A 13,721-nucleotide genomic window follows, 5' to 3' on the forward strand; every position below is an offset into this window, starting at 1 on the left:
ATTACGCTGTAATATCTCATGGATACGAAAAGCGTTCAGGGCAGGATTTTTTGTATAGAGGAGAGTTTATGTTTCAGATAGAAGAAGAACTGAAAAAACTTCCGGGTAAGCCGGGGGTTTATATTATGCATGGGGAGAAGGACGAGATCATCTATGTTGGAAAAGCCGTCAGTCTGAAAAACAGGGTGCGTCAATATTTCCAGAGCAGCAGAAATAAGGGCGCAAAGATTGAACAGATGGTTACCCATATCACCAGATTTGAGTATATTATCACAGATTCGGAACTGGAAGCCCTTGTGCTGGAGTGTAATCTGATCAAGGAGCACAGACCGAAATATAATACCATGCTCAAAGATGATAAGAGTTATCCGTTTATCAAAGTCACAGTAAATGAGGAATATCCCAGAGTTCTTTTTGCCAGAAGAATGAAGAAAGACAAGGCGAAATATTTCGGACCATATACAAGTGCCGGGGCTGTAAAAGATGTGATCGAGCTTGTGCGAAAACTTTATAAGGTGCGATCCTGTAATCGGGTACTGCCAAGAGATTGTGGGAAGGACCGTCCATGTCTGTACTATCACATGAAACAATGCAGTGCGCCATGCCAGGGCTATGTGAGTTCAGAAGAATATAAGAAAAATATCGCAGAACTGTTGAAATTTCTCAATGGAGACTTTAAGGATACGATTGATATGCTTACCGACAAAATGATGGCAGCTTCCGAAGAAATGCGTTTCGAGGATGCCATGGAATACCGGGATCTGATCCGCAGTATCCAGAAGATCGGAGAACGTCAGAAAATTACAGGTTACGGAGAGGAAGATAAGGATATCATCGCAGTTGCCATGGATGAAAGCCTTGATCTGCGGGAGCAGGATGCTGTTGTACAGGTATTCTTTGTCCGGGGAGGTAAACTGATCGGGCGGGAGCATTTCTATCTGCGTGTGGCGCGTGGCGATACAAAGGCTCAGGTATTATCCAGCTTTATGAAGCAATTTTATGCCGGAACTCCGTTTATTCCACGTGAGATCATGCTGCAAAAAGAAATCGAAGATGCTAAGATCATAGAGGAATGGCTTACAGATCGAAGAAAGCAGCGAGTCTATATCAGGGTACCGAAGAAAGGTACGAAAGAGAAGCTGGTAGAGCTGGCAGAAGAGAATGCAAAGATGGTTCTGGATAAAGACAGAGAGCGTATCAAACGTGAAGAAGGAAGAACCATAGGAGCAGTTCATGAAGTGGAAGAGTGGCTTGGACTGTCGGGAATCAGGCGTATGGAGGCCTATGATATTTCCAATATCAGTGGTTTTGAATCTGTAGGTTCCATGGTTGTCTATGAGAAAGGAAAGCCAAAGCGCAGTGATTACCGCAAATTTAAAATAAAGTGGGTTCAGGGACCGAACGATTATGCAAGCATGGAAGAAGTACTTACCAGACGATTTACTCATGAGGGAAAAGATGAGTTTGACAGCTTTTCTATTATGCCGGATCTGATCCTGATGGATGGTGGAAGAGGACAGGTGAATATTGCGTTAAAAGTCCTGGAAATTCTGGGAATAGAGATTCCTGTCTGCGGTATGGTCAAGGATGACCATCACAGAACCAGAGGACTGTATTACAATAATCTTGAAATTCCCATTGATACAGACAGTGAAGGCTTCCGCCTGATCACCAGAATCCAGGATGAGGCGCACCGTTTTGCCATTGAATTTCACCGATCTCTGAGAAGTAAAGAACAGGTGCATTCCCTGTTGGATGATATCCCTGGTATCGGTGAAACCAGGCGGAAAGCATTGATGCGGAAATTTAAGTCTGTTGAGAATATCAGAGATGCATCATTGAAAGAACTTGCGGAGACAGAAAGCATGAATGCAGGAAGTGCACAGAAAGTCTATGAATTTTTTCATGGAGCTAGTACAGCGAATATTAAGTAACTGCTATATTGACTTGTCTGATTTTTCATCTGCGGCGTTGTCGTCAATCGCCGTAGCCACCGCTACGCCTCATTCCTCCGCCTTGCAGCTGAAGAAATCATCCTGCGTCAATATAGCAGAAACTTAATTTTCGCTGTACTAGTACATCGTTTTCGAAATAACTATACCACTCACTTGTCTGCGAATCCGATTGCACAGGTCTAAAAGCCTCAGCGTAGCCCGCTACGCCTGCGTTTTTATACCAGCACACTCGAATCCGCATCCTACGCGATTGGTATAGTTATTTACGGCACACTGGTGAGAAAAAAATATAAAATATGTAAAAATATTCGGGGGTTCTTCTACATATTACCCAAAGACTCTCGCTTTTTGTAATTGAAGTTGTATATAGTGATGTGATATAATAAAAAAGACGTGAAATTTACTATGAAAGTTTCGGACGACAGCTATAAATGAGTTATGTCTGTATGAGCAGGTTTTGAGATAGCGGACAGACCGGGCTTTCAGATTTTGAACTGAAAAGGAGAAATAAATGAAGGGTGTACAGTTGACAAAATTAGTTCAGGAATTGGGACTTCACAACCTGACTCCTGAAATTGATCTGTCTGAGATTGTGATCAAGACAGCGGAGATCAACAGACCGGCATTGCAGCTGACAGGATATCTGGAGCATTTTGCAAATGAACGGGTACAGATCATCGGATATGTAGAGTATACTTATCTGATGCAGCTCAGTGATGAGGAACGGAAATTTAAATATGAAAGATTTATTTCCAGCAAGATTCCCTGTGTAATTTTCAGTACAATGACAAGACCATCACAGGATATGATCGATCTGGCAGTTAAATATAATGTTCCGACTTTCGTGACAGAACGTACAACTTCCAGTTTTATGGCTGAAATTATCCGCTGGTTAGGTGTACAGCTTGCACCATGTATTTCCATCCATGGTGTGCTTGTGGACGTATATGGTGAAGGTGTCCTGATCACAGGTGAGAGCGGAATTGGCAAGAGTGAGGCTGCGCTGGAACTGATCAAACGAGGACATCGTCTTGTCAGTGATGATGTTGTAGAACTTCGTAAAGTCAGTGATGTGACGCTGGTGGGTTCGGCACCGGATATCACAAGACATTTCATTGAACTTCGTGGTATTGGTATTATCGATGTCAAAACTCTGTTTGGTGTTGAGAGCGTTAAGGATACACAGTCTGTGGATCTGGTTATCAAACTGGAAGAGTGGGACAGAGACAAAGAATATGACCGTCTCGGCCTGCATGAGGAATATACAGAGTATCTTGGAAATAAGATTGTATGCCATTCTCTGCCTATCCGTCCGGGACGTAATCTGGCTATTATCGTTGAATCTGCGGCAGTTAACCACAGACAGAAGAAGATGGGATACAATGCAGCGGAAGAGCTGTACAAACGTGTTCAGGCAAACCTTGCAAAGAAACGTGAAGAAAAATAATTTAAAGTAATTTGGAGGATATCAGATATTATGGGAAAGTATTGTTTTGGAATTGACGTTGGTGGTACATCTGTAAAATGTGGACTCTTTCAGACAGACGGAGTCTTAGTTGAGAAATGGGAAATTCCTACACGTAAGGAGAACAGTGGAGAAGCAATCCTGCCGGATATTGCAAAGACAATCCTTGACAAGATCGCAGAGCGTAAGCTGGATAAAGAAGAAATCGACGGTGTGGGAATCGGGGTACCGGGACCTGTTAACGAGAGAGGGGAAGTGCCATGTGCGGTAAACCTTTTCTGGGGCTTTAAAGAAGTTACTAAGGAACTGACAGAACTGACAGGACTTCCGTCCAAAGCAGGAAACGATGCCAATGTAGCAGCACTTGGCGAAGCATGGAAAGGCGCAGCAGCAGGAGCTAAGAACGTTATTCTTGTAACTCTTGGAACAGGTGTCGGCGGTGGAATCATCGTTGATGGAAAAATTGTTGGTGGTGCTCATGGTGCAGGTGGAGAAATCGGTCATGCAGCAGTTGACCATGAAGAAAAGGAAGCCTGCAACTGTGGTAACTGTGGATGTCTGGAGCAGTATGCGTCTGCAACAGGTATCGTTCGCGTGGCACAGAGAACTCTGGCTGCTACAGATGAGCAGACTGTTCTTCGCAAATTTACAAAACTTTCAGCAAAGAATGTTCTGGATGCTTTTAAAGAGGGCGACAAAGTAGCCTGCGATGTTATGGCACAGGTAGGAGAAATGCTTGGCGGAACACTTGCCATGTTTGCATGTGTGACAGATCCGGAAGCCATCGTTATCGGCGGTGGTGTTTCCAAAGCCGGACAGCCATTGATCGACTGTATTCAGAAATACTATGAGAAATATGCTTTTACAGCATGCAAGAAAACACCGATCATTCTTGCAACTCTCGGAAATGATGCAGGTATTTATGGATCTGCGCGTATGGTTATTAAAGAAGTATAATATCTGAGAATCAATTTTGAAAATACATAAAAAATCCACAGTCCTGAGTTGACAGGACTGTGGATTTTTTGCAGTACAGGAACATCATTCGGAGGTGCTCCTGTACCGGTATTTTTGTATTAATAATAGTCGACCTGATAAGAGGAATCATCCTCGTTACCGTCACCGTTGTCATCGCTTCCGCCGGTATTATCAGTACCATCGTCACCGCTGTTACCGTTGTCATCAGTATTGTTACTGTCACCACTGTTGTCGGTATCTCCATTATCAGAGTTTTCGCTGTTATCAGTGTCAGTGGTGTTGTCAGTCTGATCAGAGGAATCTGTATCATAATTATAGTCATAATCATCACTGTCATAGAAATGCTGGTCACAGTATTCAGTAGGCATGGTACCTACGTCAAAGTATTCAGTGATCACCGGACAGCCGGCTCTTGGAAGAAGTCCGGTTTTCTCGCAGACACTTAACTTTTCTACACTTGCAGGCTTCTCGAATTCTTTGGAAGGAAGTCCCTCATGGATACGAGTCATAACCTTTTTCCATAAAGCTTTGTGGAAGTTACGCGCATAATCAGGTAATTTCTCATTGTTGTCATAACCGGACCATACTGCGCATGTATAATATGGTGTATAACCCACAAACCACAAGTCGTTATAGGCTTCGGTTGTACCTGTTTTTCCGGCAACAGGCATATTGTCAAGCTGGCAGGCTGTACCTGTACCCTGTTTTACAACATCCTCCATTGCACTGGTGAGAAGAAAAGCAGTACTTTCTTTGATTACGGAACGTTCGGCAGCAGTATTCTCAATCAGGACGTTTCCGTTGTGATCCAGGATTTTTGTATAATAAATCGGTTTGATGTAGTTTCCACCGTTTGCGATGGCTGCATAAGATGCACACAGTTCAACATTTGTGACACCGCGGGTGATGCCGCCAAGCGCAGTGGCAAGGTTTGCATCGCTCCATACATTACCATTGGCATCTTTGTCAGCCTCTGTTCCATGAGCAAGGGTTGTAAAACCAAAGTTGTCCAGATATTTCAATCCAAGCTCAGGAGTTACTTTTTCCAGACACTTGACGGCTACAACGTTAATGGAATTCTGGATCGCAGTACGGATCGTGGTTGTTCCGTTGTAAGAACGGGTTGCGTTGTTTACAGGGGAACCATCCGGATATTCATAAGGTTCGTCTTCAAATGTTGTTGCAAGAGTCATGCCTTTTTCATTTAAAGCAGGTGCATAAGTGGACACGATCTTAAAGGTAGAACCAGGCTGTCTGGTAGTGTCCGTTGCCCGGTTCAGTGTAAGACTTGCTGTTTTCTCTCCACGACCACCGATCAGAGCTTTTACATAGCCGGTATGCTGGTCGATCACACTCATGGAAGACTGTGGCTGAGGTGCGAAATTGACACGCTCTGCAAGAACTTTACTTCCGTTGGCGAGTATGCTTGCCTTATATTTGTCTACATAAGTCTGTCCATCTTCCGGGGAATCGAACAGAAGATCGAAATCGGGATCCTCATTCTGAAAATAAAGCTGCAGCATTTCCTTACTGTAGTTTACCTGATTTCCATCAGGATCGGTAACCGTCAGGGCATAGTCAAGTTCATACTGGACAGTGTCCGGATAATTGGAAGGATCTGCATATTCCTCATCCAGGATATTCTGGATCTTGGAATCCTGTGTTGTATATACTTTAAGTCCGCCGCTGTAGAGAAGATTGGTTGCCTGTTTTTTGGTGTAACCTTTGATATTCATCAGGTCGTTGATGATCTGATCTGTCAGTTCATCTTCAAAATATGTGTAAACAGTATTCTCAGTGCTGGAGTTCTTTTCCTGAGCGGCCTGGATACGGGAATAAACATCATCTGCAAGAGCTTCATCATACTGATCCTGAGTAATATAGTTCTGATCCAGCATATGCTGGAGAACTTCCTTGCGTCTCTTCCTGTTGCTGTCAGGATTGATAATCGGGTTAAATTTCGTCGGGTTCTGTGTGATACCTGCCAGAGTTGCACATTCAGAAAGATTCAGATCCCATACATCCTTGTCAAAATACTGTCGTGCGGCAGCCTGTACACCGTAGGAACCGGCACCCAGGTTAATTGTGTTCAGGTAATTCTCAAGAATGGTGTCTTTATCAGTTTTTTTCTCAACCTGGACAGCAAGGTACTGTTCCTGGATTTTTCGCGTAAATCTTTCCAGCTGAGTAGATTCACTGGTCCAGTTGGTAAATACGTTATTCTTAAGAAGCTGCTGTGTGATCGTACTGGCACCTTCTGAGAAATCTCCGGTAGTGAGAGCTTTCATTCCGGCACGAAGAATACCTTTTACGTCAATACCGTTATGTTCATAGAAACGTTCATCCTCAATTGCGACAACTGCATGCTGCAGATCAACAGGTATCTGATCGAGAGTGACAGGCAGTCGGTTGGAATCCGGAGCAGCCAGTTTACGGATCTGATTCCCTGCATCATCGTAGAGAAAGGTTGCATAGCCCAGTGGCATAATATCAATATCATCAACATCAGGAGCAGTATCAATTACACCCCTGAATGACCCCACACCCAGACAGGTTACTGCGATGCAGAGTGCTATCAGTGATACGAACAGGACTCTGATGAAAGAAACTCTGGCGCGCTTTCCCATCATGGAAGAACGGGAAATCAGTGCCGTCCGTTTCTTTGCAGTCGACTTTTTACCGTAGTTCATGTTAAACCTCCTTTATAATCCGTTCTATTATATCAAATAAGAATAAGTAAATAAAGCAGAAAAATAAAAATTCACAATTGCTTTTGGATCTTTTTAATGGTTATTGTGTTTTTTTACAGGATTAGTATACACTGTGCTGGCACATTTTTGTAATTCATGGTACACTGAGTCAATAAGAGAACGGAAAGAGGAGTATGAGACATGCTTGAGAAATATAAGACAGTTTACGAGGGCGGGGAAGGCGAGATCGTGGAAAAGAAATCCAGATTTATTGCTACAGTGCGTCCTGTACAGACCGAAGAGGAGGCACTGGCCTTTATAGAGGAAATGAAGAAGAAATATTGGGATGCCAGACATAACTGCTATGTATATTCGGTGGGAAAGAACAGGGAATATACCAGATGCAGTGACGATGGTGAGCCGTCAGGCACTGCGGGAAGACCAATGCTGGATGTAATCCTGGGGGAAGATATTTATAATGTGGCAGCAGTAGTTACCAGATATTTTGGAGGGGTACTTCTTGGAACAGGAGGTCTTGTCAGAGCATATTCCAGGAGTCTGCAGGAAGGTCTTGCCGCCAGCACAGTGATTGAGAAAACCTACGGAATTTCTATGGAAGTAGTTACGGATTATACCGGGATAGGCAAGATCCAGTATATTGCCGGAGAACAGAAATTACCGATCCTTGATTCTGAATACACTGACAGGGTAGTTCTGCATTTGCTGGTTCCGGCGGATCAGATTGCATTTGTAGAAAAAGCAATCACCGAGGGAACAAATGGAAGAGCGAAGATGAAGAAAGAGAAAGATCTTTACTATTCAGTGATTGACGGTGAAGTGAAAGTATTTACGGACTGATAAAATATGCCCCATGCAGCCTGAAAACTGCATGGGGCATAAACAGTCAGCGAATCAGCATTTCTCCGGTTCCGGATAATCAACACCGAAAGTTTCTACTGTCATGGATTTGATTTTCTGCTCGTCAAGCGGACGGTCGCTGTAATCGGTATCTTCTTCTGCAATACGGTTTACAACATCCATTCCTTCAGTGATCTTGCCGAATGCAGCATAAGCACCGTCAAGATGCGGAGCATCTTTGTGCATGATAAAGAACTGGCTTCCTGCTGAGTTTGGATGCATGGCGCGTGCCATGGAAAGAACACCTGCAGTATGTTTCAGATCATTTTTAAATCTGTTCTGAGTGAATTCACCCTTAATGCTGTATCCCGGACCGCCCATACCTGTTCCGTCCGGGCATCCTCCCTGGATCATGAAACCGTTGATCACACGATGGAAAATAAGTCCGTCATAGAAGCCTTTTTTTACAAGACTGATAAAGTTATTAACTGTATTCGGTGCAATCTCAGGATATAATTCTGCTTTCATCACATCGCCATTATCCATGGTAATTGTAACTATCGGATTTGCCATAGTTTCAAGTCTCCTTTTCAAAAAGTATTGTATTTCGCTGTTCGCTCTATTATAATATGCAAAGAACAATTCTGCAAGAAAAAGGTGGAAAAGATGATTATAGAGACAAAAACACCACAGGAAACATTTGAGGTGGGAAAGAAGATCGGAGAGAATGCGAAACCGGGTCAGATTTATACTCTGACAGGTGATCTTGGAGTTGGAAAAACCGTATTTACCCAGGGAGTTGCGGCAGGGCTTGGGATCACAGAGCCTATCTGCAGCCCGACATTCACGATCATTCAGGAATACGAAAGCGGACGTCTTCCTTTATATCATTTTGATGTTTACCGTATCGGTGACATTGAGGAAATGGAAGAAATCGGATATGACGATTATTTCTTCGGACAGGGAATCTGTCTGATCGAATGGGCTGATCTGATCGAAGAGATCCTTCCGGAAAATCTGATCAAAGTAACCATAGAGAAAGATCTGGAGAAAGGCTTTGATTATAGAAGGATTACAGTGATTGGTCCGGAGAACAGTTAGGAGGTAGAAATGAAAATTTTAGCTTTGGACAGCTCAGGAATTGTTGCATCTGTAGCAGTTGTGGAAGATGATACATTACTGGCTGAGTATACTGTAAATTATAAGAAAACACATTCTCAGACTTTGCTTCCGATGTTAGATGAGATTGTGAAGATGACGGAACTGGAACTGGAATCCGTAGATGCTATTGCAGTGGCAGCGGGACCGGGATCCTTTACAGGGCTCCGTATCGGCTCGGCAACAGCCAAAGGCCTGGGACTTGCCCTGAAGAAACCATTGGTAGCAGTACCGACAGTAGATGCACTGGCATATAATCTTTATGATGCACAGGGATTGATCTGTCCGATCATGGATGCCAGAAGAAAGCAGGTATATACAGGAATTTACAGATTTGAAGAGCATCAGCTTATGACTTTGAAAGAACAGTGGGCAGCACCGATCGAGGAACTGCTGGAAGAACTGAATCAGAGAGGAGAGATGGTTACATTTTTGGGAGACGGTGTACCTGTATTTCGTGAACTGATCGCAGAGAAACTGCAGGTTCCGTATTCTTTTGCACCGGCTCATGTAAATAAACAGAGAGCAGCGGCAGTGGCAGCTCTTGGCAGTATTTATTATAAAGAAGGACGCACAGAGACTGCTATGGAACATATCCCGGAATATCTCCGCGTTTCCCAGGCAGAGCGTGAGCGTGCAGAGAGAGAAAAAGAACAGAAACCGGCAGGTACAAAAATATGATCCTGCGGGAAATGCTTGTGGATGACCTGGATCAGGTAATGGAGATTGAGCAGGATCTTTTTCATGTGCCATGGACAAAAGAAGGTTTTTTTACTTTTCTGACCAGGGATGATGCCATGTTTCTGGTGGTGGAAGAGAAAGAAAAGATTCTGGGTTACTGCGGTCTTCTTATGGTTCTGGATGAGGGAGATATTACCAATGTGGCTGTGCGCAGGGACAGACAAAAAGAAGGAATTGGCGCTTTTCTGATGCAGAGCCTGATCCGCCTTGCAGCAGAGAGGGAGGTTACGACAATCCATCTGGAAGTACGTGTGGGAAATGAGACTGCAATTCGTCTCTATGAACGTATGGGATTTACCGGAGATGGAATACGTAAGGCATATTACAGTGATCCTGTGGAGGATGCGCTGCTTATGACCAGACATCCCGAATGAAAAAGAAATGAAAGCAGAAAAAATCAGCAGCCGGACCATACACCTTTTAAGGGAATTGCCGGAAGCTGGAAAATAGAGGGAATATATGTTAGATGTATGTTTAGTTGGAACCGGTGGAATGATGCCTCTGCCTCGCAGATGGTTGACTGCGCTTATGACAAGATATAACGGGAGCAGTCTGCTCATTGACTGTGGTGAAGGTACTCAGGTAGCAATTAAGGAGAAGGGATGGAGCTTTAAACCTATTGATGTGATTTGTTTTACTCATTATCATGGAGATCATATCAGTGGGCTTCCGGGACTTCTTCTTACTATGGGAAATGCAGACCGCACAGAACCATTGACTCTGGTAGGTCCCAAAGGTCTGGAGAGAGTAGTCAATGCACTTCGCGTCATTGCACCGGAGCTTCCGTTTGAAATTAAATTTATTGAGATTACACAGCCGGAGCAGGTCATTGAATTAAATGGCTATCGTATTACGGCTTTTAAAGTGAACCATAATGTACTCTGTTATGGATATACCCTTGAGATTCTCCGCCAGGGAAAATTCTCGGCTGAGAGAGCGAAAGAGCAGGATATTCCACTGAAATACTGGAATCCGCTCCAGAAAGGGCAGACCATCGAAGCAGACGGTATTACCTATACACCGGAGATGGTACTTGGACCTGCGAGAAAAGGAATCAGGCTTACTTATACAACAGATACCAGACCAACAGAATCTATCCTGCGAAATGCAAAGGAATCGGATCTGTTTATCTGTGAAGGAATGTACGGAGAAGATGACAAAGCAGACAAAGCACGCGGATACAAGCATATGACTTTCCGCGAGGCGGCGGTTTTGGCTCGTGATGCCCGGGTAAAGGAGATGTGGCTGACACATTACAGTCCATCTCTGGTCAGACCAGATGAGTTTATGGATAAAGTTCGTGAAATTTTTCCAAATGCATATCCGGGAAAAGACGGAAAGAGTCTGGAATTGAATTTTGAGGAATAATATGTCACTGAAATTGATTATGAACAAGTAGTAAAACGGATGACTTATCCGTCCGATATATGAGGAACAGAAAATGAAAGATACATTAATTCTTGCAATTGAGAGTTCCTGTGATGAGACTGCAGCTTCTGTTGTCAAAAACGGAAGAACTATTCTGTCAAATGTGATCTCTTCACAGATCGCTCTTCATACTTTATACGGTGGGGTAGTTCCGGAAATTGCTTCCCGTAAACATATTGAAAAGATTAACCAGGTAATTGAACAGGCACTGGCAGATGCAGATGTAACTCTTGATGATCTGGATGCAATTGGTGTCACTTATGGTCCGGGACTTGTAGGTGCACTTCTTGTGGGCGTTGCTGAGGCGAAGGCAATTGCTTATGCAAAGAAGCTTCCACTGGTAGGGGTCCACCATATTGAGGGCCATGTGTCAGCAAATTATATTGAACATCCGGATCTTGAACCTCCATTTTTATGTCTGATCGTGTCAGGAGGACATACACACCTTGTGATCGTTAAGGATTATGGAGAATTTGAAATCCTGGGACGTACCCGTGATGATGCTGCAGGCGAAGCTTTTGACAAAGTTGCAAGAGCTATCGGACTGGGATATCCGGGAGGACCAAAGGTAGACAAGCTCTCTAAAGAGGGAAACCCCAATGCAATTGAGTTTCCAAAAGCTAAAATTGGAGATTGTCCGTACGATTTCAGCTTCAGTGGTGTAAAATCAGCAGTGTTGAATTATATTAATCATGCGCAGATGACCGGAGAAGAGATAAACAGAGCAGATTTGGCAGCATCTTTCCAGAAAGCGGTAGTTGATGTGCTGGTGGAGCATACAATGCTTGCAGCCAAAGATTATGGGATGACTAAGATTGCAATTGCAGGCGGAGTGGCTTCGAATGGAACGTTAAGAGCGGCAATGGAAGAAGCATGTAAGAAAAATAATTACAGTTTTTATCGGCCGTCACCGATCTTCTGTACAGACAATGCAGCAATGATCGGAGTAGCTGCTTATTATGAATATATTAAAGGTACACGTCATGGCTGGGATCTGAATGCTGTGCCGAATCTTAAACTGGGAGAGCGTTGAGATGTCAGAAAGAAATACGGCCATTGTTCTGGCAGCAGGGCAGGGAAAAAGAATGCACAGTAAAGTACAGAAGCAGTTCCTGGAGATACAGGGATACCCGGTTCTGTATTATTCCCTGCGCTGTTTTCAGGAAAGTCCGCTGATTCAGGATATTATTCTTGTGACAGGAGAGGAATCTATCTCCTACTGTAAAGAAGAAATCGTGCAAAAATATGGATTTACAAAGGTATCGGCAGTAATCCCGGGAGGAAAAGAACGCTATGATTCTGTCTATGCAGGTCTTTGTGAATGCAGAGACTGTGAATATGTATTGATCCATGACGGTGCAAGACCTTTTGTGACAGAAGAAATTCTTAAACGTGGTCTGCAGAAAGTGAAGGAAACAGGTGCATGTGTGATTGGTATGCCTTCTAAAGATACAGTCAAACTTTCTGATGAAGAGGGATATGTAAAAGAAACTCCAAACAGAAAGTGTGTGTGGACAATTCAGACCCCGCAGATTTTTTCGTATTCACTGATACGTGAGGCTCATGACAGCATTCGTCAGAAAGATATGAGCAAAATTACAGATGATGCCATGGTAGTAGAGCAGGAGACAGGGGCAAAGGTTGCTCTGGCAGAGGGATCTTATCAGAATATTAAGATCACAACACCGGAGGATCTTGATATCGCGGAAGCATTTTTGAAACATTAAAGAATGTTTGGTGATTGAAAAATGCCGTATTTTAGCGGGTTTTATGGGAAATCTGGGAAGATAAAAATAAAAATTGAAAAAAATGTAAAAAAGTTGTTGACAGATGAGGGTATTGATGCTAGAATATCACTTGCGTCGGCGGTGAGAACACAACGAACGCAGTCAACAACATATGGAGAGATATCGAAGTGGTCATAACGAGGCGGTCTTGAAAACCGTTTGTCCGCAAGGGCGCGTGGGTTCGAATCCCACTCTCTCCGCTTGCCAAGTCACTTAAAAAGTTTTGAAAAAAGTACTTGACAAACAAATGAAAAGTGCGATATAATGCACAAGGTTCTTCGGTGAAAACGAAGAGAACTAAATAAAGACACGAAAGTGTGAAGAAAGTCGTTTCTGTGAAACGGCGAATCTAGGGCAATTTGGAGAAGTACCCAAGCTGGCCGAAGGGGCTCCCCTGGAAAGGGAGTAGGTCGTTAATAGCGGCGCGAGGGTTCAAATCCCTCCTTCTCCGTTCTTTCTTGAGAAAAGAAAGTAAAAAAGTTCTTGACAAAGCGAAAGAGTTATGATAAACTCGAAAAGCTGTTGAAAAGAACAAATGTTGAAGAAGTTTGAAAAAACTTATTAAAAAAGTTCTTGACAAATAGAAGACAACATGTTAAAATAGCAAAGCTGTCGCAAGACAGACAACCTTGATAACTAAACAGTGAAACACATACGATTC

At 43.4% G+C, this 13,721-nt stretch carries 12 protein-coding genes and 2 tRNA genes; 12 read left to right on the plus strand and 2 right to left on the minus strand.

Translation table 11 applies throughout. The features are described from left to right. The first annotated feature begins 68 nt into the window (after positions 1-68). From uvrC to LJE12_RS15950, 3 genes are all read left to right on the plus strand, one after another. Entirely contained in the window at positions 69-1,934 is a 1,866-nt protein-coding gene (gene uvrC / locus LJE12_RS15940) for an excinuclease ABC subunit UvrC (protein WP_227292275.1), read from the plus strand. Positions 1,935-2,466: 532 nt separating this feature from the next. Next, on the plus strand, positions 2,467-3,402 hold the full coding sequence (gene hprK / locus LJE12_RS15945; protein WP_008705888.1) for an HPr(Ser) kinase/phosphatase: 936 nt from the start codon (positions 2,467-2,469) through the stop codon (positions 3,400-3,402). Positions 3,403-3,432: 30 nt separating this feature from the next. Beyond that, positions 3,433-4,377, plus strand: coding sequence for an ROK family glucokinase (locus tag LJE12_RS15950; protein ID WP_022379920.1), 945 nt, complete (start codon positions 3,433-3,435; stop codon positions 4,375-4,377). Positions 4,378-4,496: 119 nt separating this feature from the next. Here the strand turns inward: LJE12_RS15950 and LJE12_RS15955 are convergent, their stop codons facing one another. Then, positions 4,497-7,088 carry a transglycosylase domain-containing protein gene (locus LJE12_RS15955; protein ID WP_227292277.1) on the minus strand — a complete coding sequence of 864 codons (2,592 nt, stop codon included), beginning with the start codon at positions 7,086-7,088 and terminating at the stop codon, positions 4,497-4,499. Between the two features lie 201 nt (positions 7,089-7,289). Between LJE12_RS15955 and LJE12_RS15960 the strand changes: the two genes are divergently transcribed. Then, the gene (locus tag LJE12_RS15960; RefSeq protein WP_227292279.1) at positions 7,290-7,946 is read left to right on the plus strand and encodes a YigZ family protein; all 657 of its coding nucleotides are present in this window, start codon (positions 7,290-7,292) and stop codon (positions 7,944-7,946) included. Positions 7,947-8,000: 54 nt separating this feature from the next. Here LJE12_RS15960 and LJE12_RS15965 read toward each other — a convergent pair whose 3' ends face one another. After that, the gene (locus tag LJE12_RS15965; RefSeq protein ID WP_020993454.1) at positions 8,001-8,519 is read right to left on the minus strand and encodes a peptidylprolyl isomerase; all 519 of its coding nucleotides are present in this window, start codon (positions 8,517-8,519) and stop codon (positions 8,001-8,003) included. A gap of 93 nt (positions 8,520-8,612) precedes the next feature. Between LJE12_RS15965 and tsaE the strand changes: the two genes are divergently transcribed. The 8 genes from tsaE (at position 8,613) to LJE12_RS16005 (ending at position 13,511) form a co-directional block, all read left to right on the plus strand. Beyond that, positions 8,613-9,047, plus strand: coding sequence for a tRNA (adenosine(37)-N6)-threonylcarbamoyltransferase complex ATPase subunit type 1 TsaE (tsaE, locus tag LJE12_RS15970; RefSeq protein ID WP_173681478.1), 435 nt, complete (start codon positions 8,613-8,615; stop codon positions 9,045-9,047). Between the two features lie 9 nt (positions 9,048-9,056). Further along, positions 9,057-9,785, plus strand: a complete 729-nt coding sequence (tsaB, locus tag LJE12_RS15975; protein WP_008705879.1) for a tRNA (adenosine(37)-N6)-threonylcarbamoyltransferase complex dimerization subunit type 1 TsaB — start codon at positions 9,057-9,059, stop codon at positions 9,783-9,785. Further along, complete coding sequence (gene rimI / locus LJE12_RS15980; protein ID WP_008705878.1) at positions 9,782-10,219, plus strand: ribosomal protein S18-alanine N-acetyltransferase; 438 nt, start codon at positions 9,782-9,784, stop codon at positions 10,217-10,219. Before tsaB ends, rimI begins: the two co-directional genes overlap by 4 nt. Before the next feature lie 85 nt (positions 10,220-10,304). Beyond that, positions 10,305-11,213, plus strand: coding sequence for a ribonuclease Z (locus tag LJE12_RS15985; RefSeq protein ID WP_008705877.1), 909 nt, complete (start codon positions 10,305-10,307; stop codon positions 11,211-11,213). A gap of 73 nt (positions 11,214-11,286) precedes the next feature. Beyond that, the gene (tsaD, locus tag LJE12_RS15990) at positions 11,287-12,306 is read left to right on the plus strand and encodes a tRNA (adenosine(37)-N6)-threonylcarbamoyltransferase complex transferase subunit TsaD (protein WP_008705876.1); all 1,020 of its coding nucleotides are present in this window, start codon (positions 11,287-11,289) and stop codon (positions 12,304-12,306) included. A 1-nt stretch (position 12,307) separates the two neighbouring features. Then, positions 12,308-13,000, plus strand: a complete 693-nt coding sequence (ispD, locus tag LJE12_RS15995; protein WP_008705875.1) for a 2-C-methyl-D-erythritol 4-phosphate cytidylyltransferase — start codon at positions 12,308-12,310, stop codon at positions 12,998-13,000. Between the two features lie 174 nt (positions 13,001-13,174). Further along, positions 13,175-13,260, plus strand: a tRNA-Ser gene (locus LJE12_RS16000). Positions 13,261-13,421: 161 nt separating this feature from the next. Next, a tRNA-Ser gene (locus tag LJE12_RS16005) sits at positions 13,422-13,511 on the plus strand. The last annotated feature ends 210 nt before the right edge of the window (positions 13,512-13,721 follow it).

The sequence above is a fragment of the Blautia sp. DFI.6.71 genome, assembly GCF_020593585.1.
GTDB lineage: Bacteria > Bacillota > Clostridia > Lachnospirales > Lachnospiraceae > Blautia_A > Blautia_A wexlerae.

Excerpts from the sequence above, each read along its gene's own strand:
- uvrC (WP_227292275.1), top strand. The coding sequence starts at position 69 with ATGTTTCAGATAGAAGAAGAACTGAAAAAACTTCCGGGTAAGCCGGGG.
- hprK (WP_008705888.1), top strand. The coding sequence starts at position 2,467 with ATGAAGGGTGTACAGTTGACAAAATTAGTTCAGGAATTGGGACTTCAC.
- LJE12_RS15950 (WP_022379920.1), top strand. The coding sequence starts at position 3,433 with ATGGGAAAGTATTGTTTTGGAATTGACGTTGGTGGTACATCTGTAAAA.
- LJE12_RS15955 (WP_227292277.1), bottom strand. The coding sequence starts at position 7,088 with ATGAACTACGGTAAAAAGTCGACTGCAAAGAAACGGACGGCACTGATT.
- LJE12_RS15960 (WP_227292279.1), top strand. The coding sequence starts at position 7,290 with ATGCTTGAGAAATATAAGACAGTTTACGAGGGCGGGGAAGGCGAGATC.
- LJE12_RS15965 (WP_020993454.1), bottom strand. The coding sequence starts at position 8,519 with ATGGCAAATCCGATAGTTACAATTACCATGGATAATGGCGATGTGATG.
- tsaE (WP_173681478.1), top strand. The coding sequence starts at position 8,613 with ATGATTATAGAGACAAAAACACCACAGGAAACATTTGAGGTGGGAAAG.
- tsaB (WP_008705879.1), top strand. The coding sequence starts at position 9,057 with ATGAAAATTTTAGCTTTGGACAGCTCAGGAATTGTTGCATCTGTAGCA.
- rimI (WP_008705878.1), top strand. The coding sequence starts at position 9,782 with ATGATCCTGCGGGAAATGCTTGTGGATGACCTGGATCAGGTAATGGAG.
- LJE12_RS15985 (WP_008705877.1), top strand. The coding sequence starts at position 10,305 with ATGTTAGATGTATGTTTAGTTGGAACCGGTGGAATGATGCCTCTGCCT.
- tsaD (WP_008705876.1), top strand. The coding sequence starts at position 11,287 with ATGAAAGATACATTAATTCTTGCAATTGAGAGTTCCTGTGATGAGACT.
- ispD (WP_008705875.1), top strand. The coding sequence starts at position 12,308 with ATGTCAGAAAGAAATACGGCCATTGTTCTGGCAGCAGGGCAGGGAAAA.